Below are 13,007 nucleotides of genomic sequence, written 5' to 3'. Positions count from 1 at the left end.
CCCCTCCCCTTCCGGCCGGCGTGTGCGCGCCACCTCGGCCCTCTCACCACGCGCGCATGGAGGATGCACCCATGTTGCAGGCCCTGGAGAAGCTCGTGCGGTTCGTGGACGTCAAGGAGGCGCAGTCCAAGCAGTCCTATGAGCAGTTCCGTGCGGCGCTCGGCGGCGCAGCACTCCCCCCATGGGAGGAGCTGCCCGGCACCGCCATGCGCACCTGGTTCGCCGTGACGCACGCGGCGGACCAGCGTGCCGACGTCGCCGAGGGGATGGCCAACCTCCTGCGCGCCGAGCGTGACGACGCGCGGCACGAGCGCGACCTCCTGCGCGGGTCACTGGAGGTCGCGAGGCGCGAGCAGGTGCCCACCAGCTCGGAGGGCTCGGCGTGAAGGCGCCCCGTCGCTGCCCCGGGTGCGGCGTCGAATTGGTGCCGGGCGACGCCGGCCGGTTGGAGTGCCGGAGCGGGCAGCACCCGGGCGAGGAGCTCCCGCGCCTCTACTGGCCCGCCCCCAACGGCCGGGTGCGCCCTGGCTGCCGTGACTCCGGCGCCGTGCGAAGGGTGTGGCAAGACGACGAAGAGAGGCGCGCGTGAGCCAGCTCCTGCACGTCGTCGCCTGGGCAGTGGTGATGACGGGGACGCTCGTCATCCTCGCCGCTTGCACGTGGCTGTCCGTGGTGGCCCTGCGCGTGGTGCTGACGTGGGCCGGCTGGTGGCCGGCCTTCCTCGCCTTCTACGCCCAGCGGCGCCGCCCGAATCGAAGAGCCCGCTCGCGGTGAGCTACATGCACCGCGCGCAGCTCACCGCCCACACCTTCCGGCGCCGCCCCCGGAAGGACTTCTCCCCGCGCAGGGTGAGGCTGCCCTCGCGCGGGGGCACGTGAGCGCCACACCGGCACCTCCCGGCCCGGAGGTTCGGCCGGCGACCACTGCCCGCCCCGCGGCACGCCGCCTCGATGTGGCGCATGCCCACCGCCGCCTCGTACCAGCACTGCTCCCCTCGGAGGATGCGCCCGCCGCACCCCTCCGCCGTGCAGGTGCCCGGCTTCTTCGCGGTGATGACGGGCATGGCTATGCCCTCCCCGCCAGCGCCAGCAGCGGCATCTGCCCAGGCCCCTGACGCGGGGCCTGTCGGCCCTGGCGGGCCGCCGCCGCGCGCGGGCGGCGCAGCTCACCACGCGCTGGGGAGGCCGCCTCCAGCACGGAGCCCTCGACGCCGAGCTCCGCGCGCAGCCGCGCCAGCCCTGCCTCGCGCAGGCTCCGCACCTGGGCCTGCGTGAGGCGCAGCTCCACGGCCAGCGTCCTCTCCGTGGCCTCGTGGCCCTCGGGCCGCCCCAGCCCCATGCTGGCCTGCACCACCTGGCGCTCCAGTCGAGGCAGGCGGTACAGCGCCCACAGCACGCGCTCGCGCTGCGCCACCAGCGCCAGGCGCTCGGCGGTGCTGTCCACCAGCGACAGCAGCACCTCCGTGCGCGCCGCCAGCCCGCGGTGCCCCCTGTCGCTGGAGGCATCCCGGCACTCGGCGCTAGCGTCGCGGGAGGACAGCACCTCCTCCAGCGAGAGGGGCTTTGCCACCGCCCCCTCGCCCAGGGCACGGGCCGTCTCCGCGTCCAGGCCCTGGCGGCGCAGCACGGACGACACCTCCACGCCCTCGGCCGCCGCCGTGCGCTTCGCGCGCCGCACCGCCTTGCGCGCGTGGTCCGTCAGGTGGACGGGGCTGGCCCAGGTGAGGGCCGCTGCCTGCATGGCCTGACGCCCGAGCTGCATGGCCCAGGCGGGGTAGGCGCTGCGCCCTGCCCCCGCGGCCCCCGGCCGGAAGGGGTGCGCACGCTGGCGCTTCAGCACCGCGAGCAGCCCCTCCTGCACCAGGTCCTCCACCGGCACCCGCCACGTCCGCGCCACCTGCCGGGCCACACGCACCAGGTGCGGCCGCACCAGCTCGGCGAGGCGGGACTCCACGTGCCGCGCTTCGAGGCCTCCAGCGGGCACCTCCAGCAACCGGTACAGCAGCGCCTCCAGCTCCAGTGCGGCGGACAGCTTCACGTCCCGGGGCTTCATGGCGCACTCCAGCGACGCACGGCAGGCGTCACCCGGAGGCCCTTCAGCTTCTTCGCGGCCCGGTTGCGCGCCAGCGTTGCCCGCCGCTTCCGGGCCTGCTCGGCACGCCGCACGCGCTCGGCCTCCACCTCCGCGGGCGTCGCCCACTCCTGGCCCTCCAGCACCACCTCCACCCGGGCGGCCTTGCCGTGCGCCCCGTCCGCGAAGGCCACGTCCCGGTAGCGCCGGACCTGCTTGTCATTGAGGTACGCCACCAGCTCCAGCGCATCCTCGAGCACCTTCAGCCGGTTCCCCAAGTCCGACTCCTGCCGCGTGGGCGGGTACAGCGTGGCCGACAGGACCACCCGGCCCTTCAGCGCACGCTGGCCCACGTGGGAGGCCTTCACCCGCGCCTTGTACGCCTTGCCCGCGTCGCTGACGTGGGGCGTGGTGCCCCTGTCGCTGCGCCAGTAGCGGTTTCCGGAGGGCGGCCAGGGCAGAGAGAGGCGCACCTCCGCGAGGGGTGGCGTGGTGCTGGGTGGCTGAGGTGTGGAGGCTGGAAGGGGGCGGTCCATCGGCCGGGCTCCATCCCCGAACGCGCGCGCGCAGGGGCGGTATACTGGTTGCCCCAGCGGCGCTTTCCCGGTGTCCCTGGCACTCGCGGGCTCGGCCGTCCTCACCGGCCGGGCCCGTCGTCTTTCCAACACCCGTTAGAAGGGGCGCCCATACCGCAAGCGCGCGCGGCGGTTCGTGTTCCGCGCCCTCATTCGAGGCGCCGAAACCGGAACCTGGACGCCGCGCACGCGGCAGGTAGAAGGACGCCGTGCCCACCCACGACAAGACGAAGACAGCCCCGGCGCGCCGCAAGGCCGCCGCCGGCAGCACCGTCCGCCTTGAGGGACTGCACGTCTCCCGCGCGGCCTGGGCCCGCCTGGAGGCACTCGTCGCGCAGCTCGTCCGCGCTGGCATCCCCCGCGCCCACCGCTCCGGCGCGCTGGACATGCTCGTCCTTCACCCCGAGGTGGCCGCCCTCGTGTTGGCCGGCGGATGCCGCGTCTCCTGGTGCGCCACCTGCAGCACCTGGCTGCCCACGGCCCGGGACGCCCTCGCCCACCATGACGAGCAGCGCGAGCACGCGGTGCAGGGCTTCCTCGTGCCGCCCGCCTGACGCGCGCCCCTTCTCCCAGGGCATGCGTCGAGACATTCCGCCCGCCCAGACTGCCGAGCAACTCCGCCGCAAGCGCGTGAGGGACGACTACGCCCGCGACCTGCGCAGACTGCGCGGCGAGCCCGAAGCCCCTGCCCCGGCACAGCCCACGTACCCTGACGGGAAGTGCTGGTGCGGCGGGCCCGCGCTGCGAGTGGGCAACCGGGTCATCTGCGGCCTGGGCACGCACGACGACTGAGGTGTCGTGGTGGCGGCAGGCACCAGGCGCGGCTTCTCGCCTGCCTCCACCACACCCGCCGGGCATGGTGCTCCGGCGGGGTTGTTCTCGAAGCACGACGCCCCGCCCGGGAACTCTCTCGGGCGGGGCGTCTCAGTACAAAAGCGCGGGGTCGGTACAAATCCCGCCGACCGGTACAAGCATGCGCAGCGACTTCTACGCCGCCTGCCCCGTGCCCTCGCGCAGCGCCTGCTCCAGCCGACGTGCCGCGGCCTCGCAGTAGCGCTCCTCGATCTCCACGCCGACAGCGCGGCGGCCGAGCTGCTGCGCGGCGACGAGGGTGGCGCCGCTGCCGGCGAACGGGTCCAGCACCAGGCCGCCCGCCGGGCAAGAGCGCTCAATCAGCAGGCGCTGCAGCGCGACAGGCTTCTCCGTCGGGTGCGTCCGCTGCTGGGGCGGCACCGGCGCGTAGCCCGCGAGGACGGCGCCCATGCGCTTGCCCACCAGCGGCCGGCGCTTCGGCCCGGCGGCGTGGAGCACCACCTCGTAGTCCGGGGCATAGGAGGCCGCGCAGTCCCCCATGCCCCCGCGGTTCTTCCACCACACCAAGGCCCCCTTGATGCGCAGGTGCGCCGACACCGCGTCGTAGAAGTCGGGCCACGACTCCCAGTGGCAGAACACGTAGGCGTGGGCGTCAGGCGCCAGCGCATGACTCGCCGCGGACAGGGCCTGGCGCAGCACCCTCATCCCCTGGCGGGAGCCATCGGCTCGGATGGCGGCGGACGTCTTCCCCTTGCCTTCGTAGGCCATCCCGTAGGGCGGGTCCGTGAGCAGCAGGTCCACGGACGCGGACGGTAGGTCCACGAGTCGGTCGCGGCAGTCGCCGAGGTACAGGGTGACGAGGTCGTTCTGGAAGTAGGGCTTCACGGGTCCTTTCTCGACGCGGCATCCCATGTCCAGCAACTTCAATGCCGGATACGTTAGGGCTATGACGTAAGGCCGTAGCGCCCCGAAAGGACAGACAGAATGCAACACCTCATTGAATTCTACTGCAACGTATCGACAGGCACCGGAACGAAGAAGGCACTCTTCCACGCCGTAAGCTTTGACTCAGGAGTCCCGCTGCCCTCCCCTGGGGAGTCCATCATTGTCAGCATCAACAGGTTGGTGGCTGCGCCACCGAAGAAGACCCGGTGGTGGGTGCGCCAGCGCAATTACGAACTCAGAGGCGGGAGAATGGTTGTAATGCTGGTGTGTGACTCGCCTGAGCAGCGCGCTGAAAAAAAGCAATCCGGAGGCAAGACCAAACCGTCTCGGTAGATGGCGCGCAAGCGGCACAGTCCCAGCCCGACACGCATCGCGGCCCGCCCTGGCCAACCGGGGCGGGCCGCGCCACATCACCAACCGAATGTCCACCTCACGCCCGCGCCCGCCATCCGCTCGCGGGCGTTGGCCTCGCCGAACGCGAAGAGCCCGAGGTTGGACCGGAGCCGTGCCCCCGCCTCCAGGCGCGCGTAGGCGCCGGAGAGCGAGGACACGCCGGCCTGGGCCTCCAGGTAACCGCTCCTCACCGGAACGTCGGTGAGCACCTTGGAGAGCCCCGCGGACACTTCCACCCGCGGGGCGTCTAAGGGCGCGCCAGCACCGGGGCCAGGCCCGAGCTGGTGACGGCGTGCGCGGCGGCCAGGGCATCCGCGTCCCTGGCCTGCGACGCCTTCTGCGCGGCCTTCTGCTCGCCGTGGAGGGCCTTGAAGCTCAGTTGCACCACCTGCTGCTCGTGCGGCTTGAGCGGGCGCCAGCCGTTGGCGCGGAACCACTCGTCCGCCACCTGGAGCCCTCGGGCGGCCTTGTCCCAGCCGTTGTCCTCCGGGTTCTCCGCGGCGATGTCCTCCACGATGTTGAAGGCATGGAGCGCGGCCAGGGCGATGCGCCGCTTGCGCCGCTCGCTGAGCCAGTCGCCGCCCCAGAAGAGGGCGACGCCGGTGCCGACGACGCCGAACACGGTGGCGATGCCGGAGGGCGTGAAGACGGACGCGAGGATGGTGTCGAGGATGCCTCCCGCCGCGGCCCCGGTGGCCTGGGCCAGCGCCACAGGGGCCGTGAGGAGGATGCCGAGGGCGGCGGAGAGGATGAGCGTCTTGCGGTGCTTCATGGGTGCTCCTGGGGACTGCGAGTTGACAGCCCCCAGGAGAAGAGGCGCTCCCCTCACGAGGTGAACGGCAAGCGGCAGACGCCATCCATGCGTCGGGCCCGGTAGTCGAGGCTGCCGAAGGCCTTCACCCGGGCATCGTCGCGGGCCGCGTCCGCAAGGGTGAGCGTCTTGCTGCCGCCTCCGGAGGCGCCCACCACGACGCCGACGCCGAAGCCCACAACCACCATCACGTGCTCCGGCGTCGTCGGGTCGCCCAGCCGGTGGTACAGCACCAGGTCGCCGGGGAGCACCACGTCGCCCAGCTTCAGGCGAGCGCACTCCGTCCAGAGGCGGCCCGTGTGGTGCGTCGCGCGCCAGTCGGGCCCGCCGACCTCGCGCAAGGCCCACGTCACCAAGCCGGAGCAGTCAAAGACGCGCTGGCCCGTGGAAGGGTCGCGCTCCCCCTTCCCGCCCCACCTGTAGGGCGCGTGCATCTGCGACAAGACGGTGGAGACGAAGGCGGCGCGCTGCGAGCTCGACATGGGGACTCCCGAGGGCGAAGGGTTGCCCTCGGGAGAAGCGGCGCTCAGGACTCGTAGGCCGCCGCGGTGGACGGGAAGACGCGCGCGGCGGCGAGCCAGCCGGCACGCACCAGCACGGAGCACTCGCGGAACGGCGGCAGCACCGCGCCCGTCACCGCTGAGCGCCCGTCCGTCACGGCGCCGTAGGACAGGTACATGCGCTCGGCCGTGTCGAGGTGCGCGGGGTTGGCGGTAGCGAGGGCTCGCTCCGCGGCGGCCACCAGCTCCGGCGCGGGAGAGTAGGCAGGGGCGGACGGCTTCGAGGGGGCTGGTGCGTTCGACATGGGGCACTCCTTCGGTGGTGCTGCGGGTGAACGGCTCACGGGCGCGTGCGGCCCGCGTCCTGGGTGGCCACGACGTTCGCGGCGTGCTGCATCTGGCGGGCGCTGCGCTCGCCCATGAGGAGGTGCGCCTCGCTCGCCGCGCGTGCGAGCTGGGGGCGGGCCTCCGACTGCCACGACTCCAGCGCCTTGAGGCGCAGGTCCACCTGCTTGAGCAGGGAGTCGTGCTCCCCCACCCGGCGAAGGTCCGCCTTGATGTCGCGCACGCCGTCCGCCACCGCGCCCAGGCGCTCCACCAGCAGCGGCACCTGCTCCACGGCTGCCTCGTGCTTCGCCTGCCGCCGGGAGAGAAGCCCCTGGAGGAGCGGGACGAGGAGCTGGCTCACCGCCAGGGCGATGACAGCGGTTTCCATGGTGGGGGTGCTCATGTGCCCTCAGAAGGGGCGGCGCGGAACGGCAGCCGCGGGCATCCACACCCCAGCGGACGTCCGCACAGGCGGCACCGGGGAGGACGCTTCGCCCTCACGGTGCATCCCCGCCGAAGAAGAAGGACGGGTCATCGCACCGGCCCGGGGCCAAGCAGTACTTGTCGCTGCACGTCGGGCAGAGGGGGCGAGCGTCGGAGCTTCCGACGTCCGCCGCCGTCACTTCGAAGCGGAGCGGCGCGCCGTCATCCATGAGGAGAGTCACCCACCCCCAGCCTTCACGTGGCCCACTCGGGATGGTGCCGATGCAGCCGTTGAGGAGCCCCAGCACGCCAAGGCTGTCCCCGGTGTCATCCCGGCGCACCTGGACGGAGGGATGGCTCGCAAGCGCCTCGTTGCATGGGACACGCACCGCGAGGAGCTCCACGATGGCCGCTGGGTCCGCCGCCAGGGCGGTATTGAGCGCGTCGACAGCAGCGCTCACGTGCGCCGGAATGCGTGGCCCGGGAGCCGCCGGCAGACTCGGGAAGGCGGCCCGGAGCACGGCCACCGCCGCCCCCTCCGCTGGCGTCACGACTTCGACGCGGCGCCACAGGATGTGGAGCGCGTGCTCCACGTTGGCCATGCACTCCTGCCCTTCCGACAGGGCTGCGCTCAACTCGGCGTCCCGCTCGTCGTGTCGACGGCGCCAGTGAGCGCGCCAGTACTCGGCATCCTGGAGGCGGCGGCAGACGACGAAGAGCACCACTGCGAGGACGAGGACGGCGACGGCGAGCAGGATGGTCATGCCCGCGAGAAGGGGCGCGCTCGGCGCCGATGGCCGGGCAAGCGCCATGCCAAGCGCACCCACGCACACATGTGTGACAAGGTAGTTTTACAGTGAGAGTGAATGTAGGTACGGGTGCCCCGGGGTGGGAAACCGGGGAGGTGGGCCCAAAACGTGATTGCTCGGCGCGGTACAATCTGGCGCTGCGGAATTAATCGGGATTTTTCCGAGGGGGAACTGAGGGCAGACCCCCCATTTTTCTGGGCCCCTCGCGTTCCTGGCGGCCCGCTGGTGCACGCTCCAGCTCCGCACCTGGGCAGGGTGTTCTGCGCGCTCGCGTGGCATGGCGGGCCGCTGGCGCCCCTTCTCCGGGGGTATGACAACCCCTCCCCTCTCCGTCATCGAAGAGCAGCTCCGTGGTCACCCGCTGTTCCGCGCCCAGATCCAGGGCTCCGGCCTCGCGCTCTTCGCGGCCACGCCCACAACGCGGACCGCCTACATGCTCGAAGCCATCGCCCGCGGGGCCCATGAGCGCGGCGGCCCTGACGAGGTCATTCGCTTGGCGCTCCAGGCCCTCGGCTGGGATGCGTCGCCTGCCGACAAAGCCGACGCCACGAGCATCAACATCGGCGACCTGCACGTCACCGCCACCTGCGACCTGGGCCACGTTCACCAGGCCCTCGATGAGCTGGAGTCCAAGGTGGACCGCGTGAGCCTCAAGCTCCAGCACGACACCGTCACCCTGTCGGAGGTGTCGGGCGCCATCGCAGCCTGCGCGGAGGCGCTCCAGGTCCTGGGCGAGGCTGGCACGCGCGTGCCCGGTGAACACCAGGAGAAGGCCGCCGCCCACATGGTGGCCCTCGTTGAGCGCGCGAAGCAGCTCGCCTGCGGCGCCGAGTAGCCGCCCCTTCTGAGGGGCATGTCTCACGCGCGCGGCTTCGACCCAGACAAGCCCCTCGGCACGCCGCCGAAGCGCAAGCGTGGCCGGCCCGCGAAGTTCTCCGGGCCGGCCTCGACGCTGACGTATGCCATTCAGACGGAGGTGGTGTCCCGGCTTCGGCGAGGTGCCACCCGCCGCATGGCAGCCGCCCTCGCTGGCACCAGTGCGAAGCACCTGGAGAACTGGCTGCGCCGCGGGCGTGACGCCATCGAGTCCGGCAAGCGCAGCCGCTACACGGAGCTGGTGCAGGACGTGGAGAAGGCCGAGGCCGAGTACCAGATGAGCCTCATTGAGGCTTCCACGGACGCCATCACCGACAAGACGATGAACGACAAGGTCATCCGGTGGCGCCTGGGCGTCGCGGACCGCGAGTTCCGCGCCGAGCGCGAGCGCACCGTGGGGGCGGGTGACGCGCAGGGTCCCTTCGAGATGGTGACGCCGGAGGACGCCCAGCGCGCCCTGGCCGAGAAGCTGGAGCGCTTCCTCGCCGAGGCCGCGCGCACGGAGGCCCCTGACGCCGACGCGGCCACTGAGGGGCAAGACGAGGAAGAGGACGATGAAGAGTGAGGCCGTCACCGAGAGCGGGGACCTGCTCAAAGAACTCCCCATTCTCCGCCCCGAGACGCACGGCCGGTACTCGAAGCTGGACCGGCTGGCCCTCAAGCTGCGCGAGCGCTTCGGCACCGTCGCCGACTTCCCCTCGCGGCTGGAGCTGACGAACCCGGAGCTGCTGACCCTCCACTACGAGCCGGGCTTCTCCCTGCGTCCCGTGCAGCAGCCGCCGCACATGGTGGACGAGGCCCTGGCCCGCTGGCGCGTCTGGTTCCTCTTGGGGGGGCGCGGCGCGGGCAAGACGCATGCTGGCGCGGCGTCCGTCATCGACGAGGCCCGACAGGACCCGGGCGCCCGCATCCTCATCGTCGGCCCCACGTACACGGAGATTCAAAAGAACCAGCTTGAGGGCCCGTCCGGCATCCTCACCCTGGCGCCGCCCTGGTTCCGGCCGGAGCACAGGAAGAGCAAGAAGCAGCTCATCTTCCCCAACGGCGTGGTGGCCGACTACCTGCCGGCCGCGAAGGCCAACAAGTTCCGTGGGTACGGGTACACCTTCGAGTGGCTGGACGAAATCGTGGCCTGGGAGAAGGACCCGGAGGGCGTCTTTGAGGAGTGCTGCCGTGTCGGCCGCGGCACCTCCCAGCGCATGCGCCAGCTCGGCCTCTCCAGCCGCAAGGTGATTACGACGACGCCGGCGCCCACGCAGCTCTTCCGCACCATCCTCAAGGACAGGGAGGGCCTGGTGCTGTCGCGCTCCTCCACCTTCGACAACGCGGCCAACCTGGACGCGGCCTACATCCGCCAGGCGCGGCGGGCCGCCGCCTCGACGGTGGGGCGCCGCGAGTTCCTGGGCGAGCTCGCCTTTGACTTGGACCCGGCCCTCTTCCGGAAGGTGGACTGGGAGACGCCGCGCGTCCACCCGAAGAAGCGCCCGAAGGAGTTCGACTTCATCGTCATCAGCGTGGACCCGGCCACCGGGGAGAAGAAGAACGCGGACATGCACGGCATCGTCGCGGTGGGCGTGCGCCAGGAGAGCGACGGGCTGGACCACGTCTACGTGCTGGCCGACCTCTCACTGCGCAGCCCGGAGCCCAGCGCATGGGCGAAGCGGGCCGTGGAGGCCCTACGCGCGTGGGAGCCCTTCGCGAAGAAGGACAGCCGCGGGCGCCCCCGCGCGTGGATATTCGCCGAGACGAACACGGGCGGCTCCATGGTGCGGCACACCATCCGGGGCGTTGCGAAGGTGGCAGTGAAGACGGAGCGAGCCCGGCAATCGAAGGCCGAGCGCGCCGCGCCGGTGTCCATGCTGGCAGAGGCGGGCCTCGTCCACATGGTGGGCAAGCACAAGCAGCTCGAGGAGCAGCTCGCGAAGTTCACCGGCGCCGAAGGCGGCCACGCGCGCGATGACCGCGTGGACGCCATGTGCTGGCCCATCTTCAAGTACGTCGTCAAGCGCCGAAAGAATGAGGGAGCAGCAGAGCGCGCCAATGCCACGGCCGAACAGGCTGGATGCTCAGCAGACGACGAACAGTAGCGGTACGCTACGCCCATGCAAATCGAACACCCCTCCGACGCATTTGCCACACGAGTCCGTACCGCACTCATGAGCCTCACCATCGACGATGTATGCGGACTGCCTAGCACACGCCACGACCTAAGCATTCCTCGCGAGCCCGCAGCAGCACTCATCAAGCTCCTCGACGCACTAAGCCTCACCGACCTAAGCCACACACCCCCTTCACGCCTCGACAGCATTCAATCCTTCTCAATGCAAGCAATTCAAATCCTCGTAAACGCATCGCAATACAGCAAAAGTCAAAGCAAGACACCCGATAATCGAGATAACTTCATCAATCAGATACGAGGCATGCACAAAAACCTATACGACGTTGCTGCTCCAGCAGTCGCACTTGAGCTCCACATTCAGCCGGCAATAAAGGAGCAACTCGGCAAGGCGGAGGCGATATTGGAGACAATAAACAATACCGAAAAACAGTGCAGCAAAATCCTCACGCAACTCAAGGACTACGCAACCAACGCCGTCGTATCCGAACAGTCTCGGCACTTCTCAGCGGAAGCCAAAGGACACAGCCATGCCGCGTGGGCGTGGTTTGGCGGCATGTCCCTGGCAGCAATAACAATATCGATCACGGCTTGGTGGGCGAGCCGAAACCCGCCTGCCAGTCTCATTGACGGCTCCTTGCCTTTGACGATTTTTGCCTACATTCCCCGATTCGTCATTCTCTCAATAGCTTTTTATGCGCTCTCGCTATGCGCCCGAAACTTCAGGGCAAGCAGACACAACTACATTATCAACAGGCACCGTTCCGTCGCGCTCGACACCTTCAGTGTTCTCGCATCATCGACCGCTGACTCCAAGGTCAAGGATGCGATTCTCGCCCAGGTATCGAGCACCATTTTTTCCTCTCAGCCAAGTGGATACGCAATTGACCAAGCAGAGCCGCTGCCACAGGCAACAGCAGTGGAGCTTCTCCAGCGCATCGGTCCCAAATAGGGCTGGCCACCCCTTCTTGGGGCCATGGCCGCTCTTTTTCGCCGCGCACTGAAAGCCCTGGGCATGCTGCCCACCACCCGGGGCCCCCTCGTCCATGCCATCCCCGTCTTCAGCTTCGGTCCGCGTCGGGGCAGCCGGGAGGTCCTCATCGCCTACCGCGAGAATGGCTGGCTGCGCGCCGTCGTGGACACCGTGGCCGATGCGGTGGCGACGCCCCAGTGGAGGGCCTACAAGCGCGTGGGCTTCGGGGGTGTGAAGTGCTACGACGCGCGCTGGAAGTCCGCCGCTCGCCATGAGCGGCGCAAGGCGCTGGAGGAATCCACCCAGGCCGGCGAGCTGGTGGAGCTCCCCGAGCACGAAGTGCTGCGCCTGCTGGAGTCCCCCCACCCCGAGTACCCGGGCCGCGAGCTGCGCAAGCTGCTCCAAGTCCACCTCGACCTGGTGGGCGAGACGTTCCTCTGGCTGCGCCTGGGCCAGGACGGGCGCCCGGTGGGCTGGGAGTCGGTACCTCCGCATTGCGTCCACATGACACCCCAGCCCGGCCGCCCCTACTTCGCCCTCTCCTATGGCCAGTTCTCCGGGTACGTGCCCGCCGAGCACATGCTGTGGCTCAAGCACCTGGACCCGGAGAACCCCCTCGGCCGCGGCGTCGGACGCGGCACCGCCCTCGGGGACCAGCTCGACACCATGGAGGCCATCGACAAGGCCACCAAGGGCACCTTCGAGCGCGGGGGCCTGCCGCATGCCGTGGTGGGGCTCGACTCGAAGCACGAAGACTTCGAGCGGCAGGAGGCCGCTGACGACCTGGAGAAGCGCTTCAAGGAGGAGTTCCGCGGGCCGGAGAACGCGGGCAAGGTGTGGTTCACCCCCGGCGGGGTCTCGCTGGCCCAGGTGGCCATCAACTACCGCGAGCTGCAGGCGGACGAGCTGGCGAAGTCCCTGCGCTCCTACGTGCGCCACGTCTACAACGTCCCGCCCGAGCTGGTGGGCGACACCAGCAGCAGCAACCGCAGCACGTCCGAGGCGGCGAAGTACCACCTCGCGGAGTACGCGGTGGCGCCCCGGCTGGAGTTCCTGCTGTCGTGGTTCCAGCACCGCCTGGTGCCCCTCATCGACGCGGACGTCATCCTCGACTACGAGGACCCGCGGCCCCAGGAGTTCGAGCGGGTGTTCAGGGCGATGACGACGCCCATCACCGAGGCCTTCGAGTTCAACGAGGCGCGTGCCTTCGCCGGCTTCGAGCCGCTGCCCGAGCTGGAGGGCAAGCGGCCAGCGCCACTCCCGGGCCAGGGCGGGGGCGGCAACAACGCCGCGAGCGCGTCCGCCAACGCCACCCCGGAGCCGCCCAGGGACAGGACGGGCGAGGAGGGCCGCGTGTAGCCGCCCCTTCTCCAGGG

General features: G+C 70.3%; 19 protein-coding genes. 9 read left to right on the top strand and 10 right to left on the bottom strand.

Features of this window, described 5'->3' with window-relative positions; translation table 11 throughout:
* Positions 1-71: 71 nt before the first annotated feature.
* The gene (locus HV826_RS03150; protein ID WP_176415517.1) at positions 72-386 is read left to right on the top strand and encodes a hypothetical protein; all 315 of its coding nucleotides are present in this window, start codon (positions 72-74) and stop codon (positions 384-386) included.
* A gap of 199 nt (positions 387-585) precedes the next feature.
* On the top strand, positions 586-774 hold the full coding sequence (locus tag HV826_RS03145) for a hypothetical protein (protein WP_176415516.1): 189 nt from the start codon (positions 586-588) through the stop codon (positions 772-774).
* Between the two features lies 1 nt (position 775).
* Here the strand turns inward: HV826_RS03145 and HV826_RS03140 are convergent, their stop codons facing one another.
* The 3 genes from HV826_RS03140 to HV826_RS03130 are packed head-to-tail and all read right to left on the bottom strand — an operon-like array spanning position 776 to position 2,606.
* Positions 776-1,063, bottom strand: a complete 288-nt coding sequence (locus HV826_RS03140) for a hypothetical protein (RefSeq protein ID WP_176415515.1) — start codon at positions 1,061-1,063, stop codon at positions 776-778.
* Between the two features lie 2 nt (positions 1,064-1,065).
* A complete protein-coding gene (locus HV826_RS37825) occupies positions 1,066-2,052 on the bottom strand; it encodes a hypothetical protein (RefSeq protein WP_176415514.1) in 987 nt (328 codons plus the stop codon).
* Positions 2,049-2,606, bottom strand: a complete 558-nt coding sequence (locus tag HV826_RS03130) for a RusA family crossover junction endodeoxyribonuclease (protein WP_176415513.1) — start codon at positions 2,604-2,606, stop codon at positions 2,049-2,051. The genes HV826_RS37825 and HV826_RS03130 overlap by 4 nt, the downstream gene beginning before the upstream one ends.
* A gap of 248 nt (positions 2,607-2,854) precedes the next feature.
* Between HV826_RS03130 and HV826_RS03125 the strand changes: the two genes are divergently transcribed.
* Both HV826_RS03125 and HV826_RS03120 read left to right on the top strand, forming a co-directional pair.
* Positions 2,855-3,199: a hypothetical protein gene (locus tag HV826_RS03125; RefSeq protein ID WP_176415512.1), complete on the top strand. Its 345-nt coding sequence runs from the start codon at positions 2,855-2,857 to the stop codon at positions 3,197-3,199.
* Between the two features lie 22 nt (positions 3,200-3,221).
* Entirely contained in the window at positions 3,222-3,437 is a 216-nt protein-coding gene (locus tag HV826_RS03120) for a hypothetical protein (protein ID WP_176415511.1), read from the top strand.
* 195 nt (positions 3,438-3,632) lie between these two features.
* Here the strand turns inward: HV826_RS03120 and HV826_RS03115 are convergent, their stop codons facing one another.
* From HV826_RS03115 to HV826_RS36915, 7 genes are all read right to left on the bottom strand, one after another.
* Positions 3,633-4,343, bottom strand: a complete 711-nt coding sequence (locus tag HV826_RS03115) for a site-specific DNA-methyltransferase (protein ID WP_176415510.1) — start codon at positions 4,341-4,343, stop codon at positions 3,633-3,635.
* A gap of 470 nt (positions 4,344-4,813) precedes the next feature.
* Complete coding sequence (locus HV826_RS03110) at positions 4,814-5,032, bottom strand: hypothetical protein (RefSeq protein WP_217918485.1); 219 nt, start codon at positions 5,030-5,032, stop codon at positions 4,814-4,816.
* A gap of 11 nt (positions 5,033-5,043) precedes the next feature.
* Positions 5,044-5,568, bottom strand: coding sequence for a hypothetical protein (locus tag HV826_RS03105; protein ID WP_176415509.1), 525 nt, complete (start codon positions 5,566-5,568; stop codon positions 5,044-5,046).
* Positions 5,569-5,621: 53 nt separating this feature from the next.
* Positions 5,622-6,089, bottom strand: a complete 468-nt coding sequence (locus tag HV826_RS03100; protein ID WP_176415508.1) for an NlpC/P60 family protein — start codon at positions 6,087-6,089, stop codon at positions 5,622-5,624.
* A gap of 44 nt (positions 6,090-6,133) precedes the next feature.
* The gene (locus HV826_RS03095; RefSeq protein ID WP_176415507.1) at positions 6,134-6,412 is read right to left on the bottom strand and encodes a hypothetical protein; all 279 of its coding nucleotides are present in this window, start codon (positions 6,410-6,412) and stop codon (positions 6,134-6,136) included.
* A 35-nt stretch (positions 6,413-6,447) separates the two neighbouring features.
* Entirely contained in the window at positions 6,448-6,822 is a 375-nt protein-coding gene (locus HV826_RS03090; protein ID WP_255217018.1) for a hypothetical protein, read from the bottom strand.
* A gap of 109 nt (positions 6,823-6,931) precedes the next feature.
* Positions 6,932-7,621: a hypothetical protein gene (locus HV826_RS36915; protein WP_255217017.1), complete on the bottom strand. Its 690-nt coding sequence runs from the start codon at positions 7,619-7,621 to the stop codon at positions 6,932-6,934.
* Positions 7,622-7,976: 355 nt separating this feature from the next.
* Between HV826_RS36915 and HV826_RS03080 the strand changes: the two genes are divergently transcribed.
* The 5 genes from HV826_RS03080 to HV826_RS03060 all read left to right on the top strand — a co-directional run bounded on the left by HV826_RS03080 (position 7,977) and on the right by HV826_RS03060 (position 12,990).
* Entirely contained in the window at positions 7,977-8,501 is a 525-nt protein-coding gene (locus tag HV826_RS03080) for a hypothetical protein (protein ID WP_255217016.1), read from the top strand.
* 18 nt (positions 8,502-8,519) lie between these two features.
* On the top strand, positions 8,520-9,107 hold the full coding sequence (locus HV826_RS03075) for a hypothetical protein (RefSeq protein WP_176415505.1): 588 nt from the start codon (positions 8,520-8,522) through the stop codon (positions 9,105-9,107).
* Complete coding sequence (locus HV826_RS03070; RefSeq protein WP_176415504.1) at positions 9,097-10,629, top strand: terminase large subunit domain-containing protein; 1,533 nt, start codon at positions 9,097-9,099, stop codon at positions 10,627-10,629. The genes HV826_RS03075 and HV826_RS03070 overlap by 11 nt, the downstream gene beginning before the upstream one ends.
* A 69-nt stretch (positions 10,630-10,698) precedes the next feature.
* Positions 10,699-11,610, top strand: coding sequence for a hypothetical protein (locus HV826_RS03065; protein WP_176415503.1), 912 nt, complete (start codon positions 10,699-10,701; stop codon positions 11,608-11,610).
* A gap of 63 nt (positions 11,611-11,673) precedes the next feature.
* Positions 11,674-12,990, top strand: coding sequence for a phage portal protein (locus HV826_RS03060; RefSeq protein WP_176415502.1), 1,317 nt, complete (start codon positions 11,674-11,676; stop codon positions 12,988-12,990).
* Positions 12,991-13,007 lie beyond the last annotated feature (17 nt).

Source organism: Myxococcus sp. AM010 (genome assembly GCF_013372585.1).
Classification (GTDB): domain Bacteria; phylum Myxococcota; class Myxococcia; order Myxococcales; family Myxococcaceae; genus Myxococcus; species Myxococcus vastator.
Note: the sequence above shows the minus strand (reverse complement) of the source record. Positions and strands in the feature narration are given on the sequence as shown.

What these genes read in the sequence shown, in the direction of transcription:
- HV826_RS03150 (WP_176415517.1), top strand. Translation starts at nt 72, where the DNA reads ATGTTGCAGGCCCTGGAGAAGCTCGTGCGGTTCGTGGACGTCAAGGAG.
- HV826_RS03140 (WP_176415515.1), bottom strand. Translation starts at nt 1,063, where the DNA reads ATGCCCGTCATCACCGCGAAGAAGCCGGGCACCTGCACGGCGGAGGGG.
- HV826_RS37825 (WP_176415514.1), bottom strand. Translation starts at nt 2,052, where the DNA reads ATGAAGCCCCGGGACGTGAAGCTGTCCGCCGCACTGGAGCTGGAGGCG.
- HV826_RS03130 (WP_176415513.1), bottom strand. Translation starts at nt 2,606, where the DNA reads ATGGACCGCCCCCTTCCAGCCTCCACACCTCAGCCACCCAGCACCACG.
- HV826_RS03120 (WP_176415511.1), top strand. Translation starts at nt 3,222, where the DNA reads ATGCGTCGAGACATTCCGCCCGCCCAGACTGCCGAGCAACTCCGCCGC.
- HV826_RS03105 (WP_176415509.1), bottom strand. Translation starts at nt 5,568, where the DNA reads ATGAAGCACCGCAAGACGCTCATCCTCTCCGCCGCCCTCGGCATCCTC.
- HV826_RS03100 (WP_176415508.1), bottom strand. Translation starts at nt 6,089, where the DNA reads ATGTCGAGCTCGCAGCGCGCCGCCTTCGTCTCCACCGTCTTGTCGCAG.
- HV826_RS03095 (WP_176415507.1), bottom strand. Translation starts at nt 6,412, where the DNA reads ATGTCGAACGCACCAGCCCCCTCGAAGCCGTCCGCCCCTGCCTACTCT.
- HV826_RS03090 (WP_255217018.1), bottom strand. Translation starts at nt 6,822, where the DNA reads ATGGAAACCGCTGTCATCGCCCTGGCGGTGAGCCAGCTCCTCGTCCCG.
- HV826_RS36915 (WP_255217017.1), bottom strand. Translation starts at nt 7,621, where the DNA reads ATGACCATCCTGCTCGCCGTCGCCGTCCTCGTCCTCGCAGTGGTGCTC.
- HV826_RS03080 (WP_255217016.1), top strand. Translation starts at nt 7,977, where the DNA reads ATGACAACCCCTCCCCTCTCCGTCATCGAAGAGCAGCTCCGTGGTCAC.
- HV826_RS03075 (WP_176415505.1), top strand. Translation starts at nt 8,520, where the DNA reads ATGTCTCACGCGCGCGGCTTCGACCCAGACAAGCCCCTCGGCACGCCG.
- HV826_RS03070 (WP_176415504.1), top strand. Translation starts at nt 9,097, where the DNA reads ATGAAGAGTGAGGCCGTCACCGAGAGCGGGGACCTGCTCAAAGAACTC.
- HV826_RS03065 (WP_176415503.1), top strand. Translation starts at nt 10,699, where the DNA reads ATGAGCCTCACCATCGACGATGTATGCGGACTGCCTAGCACACGCCAC.
- HV826_RS03060 (WP_176415502.1), top strand. Translation starts at nt 11,674, where the DNA reads ATGCTGCCCACCACCCGGGGCCCCCTCGTCCATGCCATCCCCGTCTTC.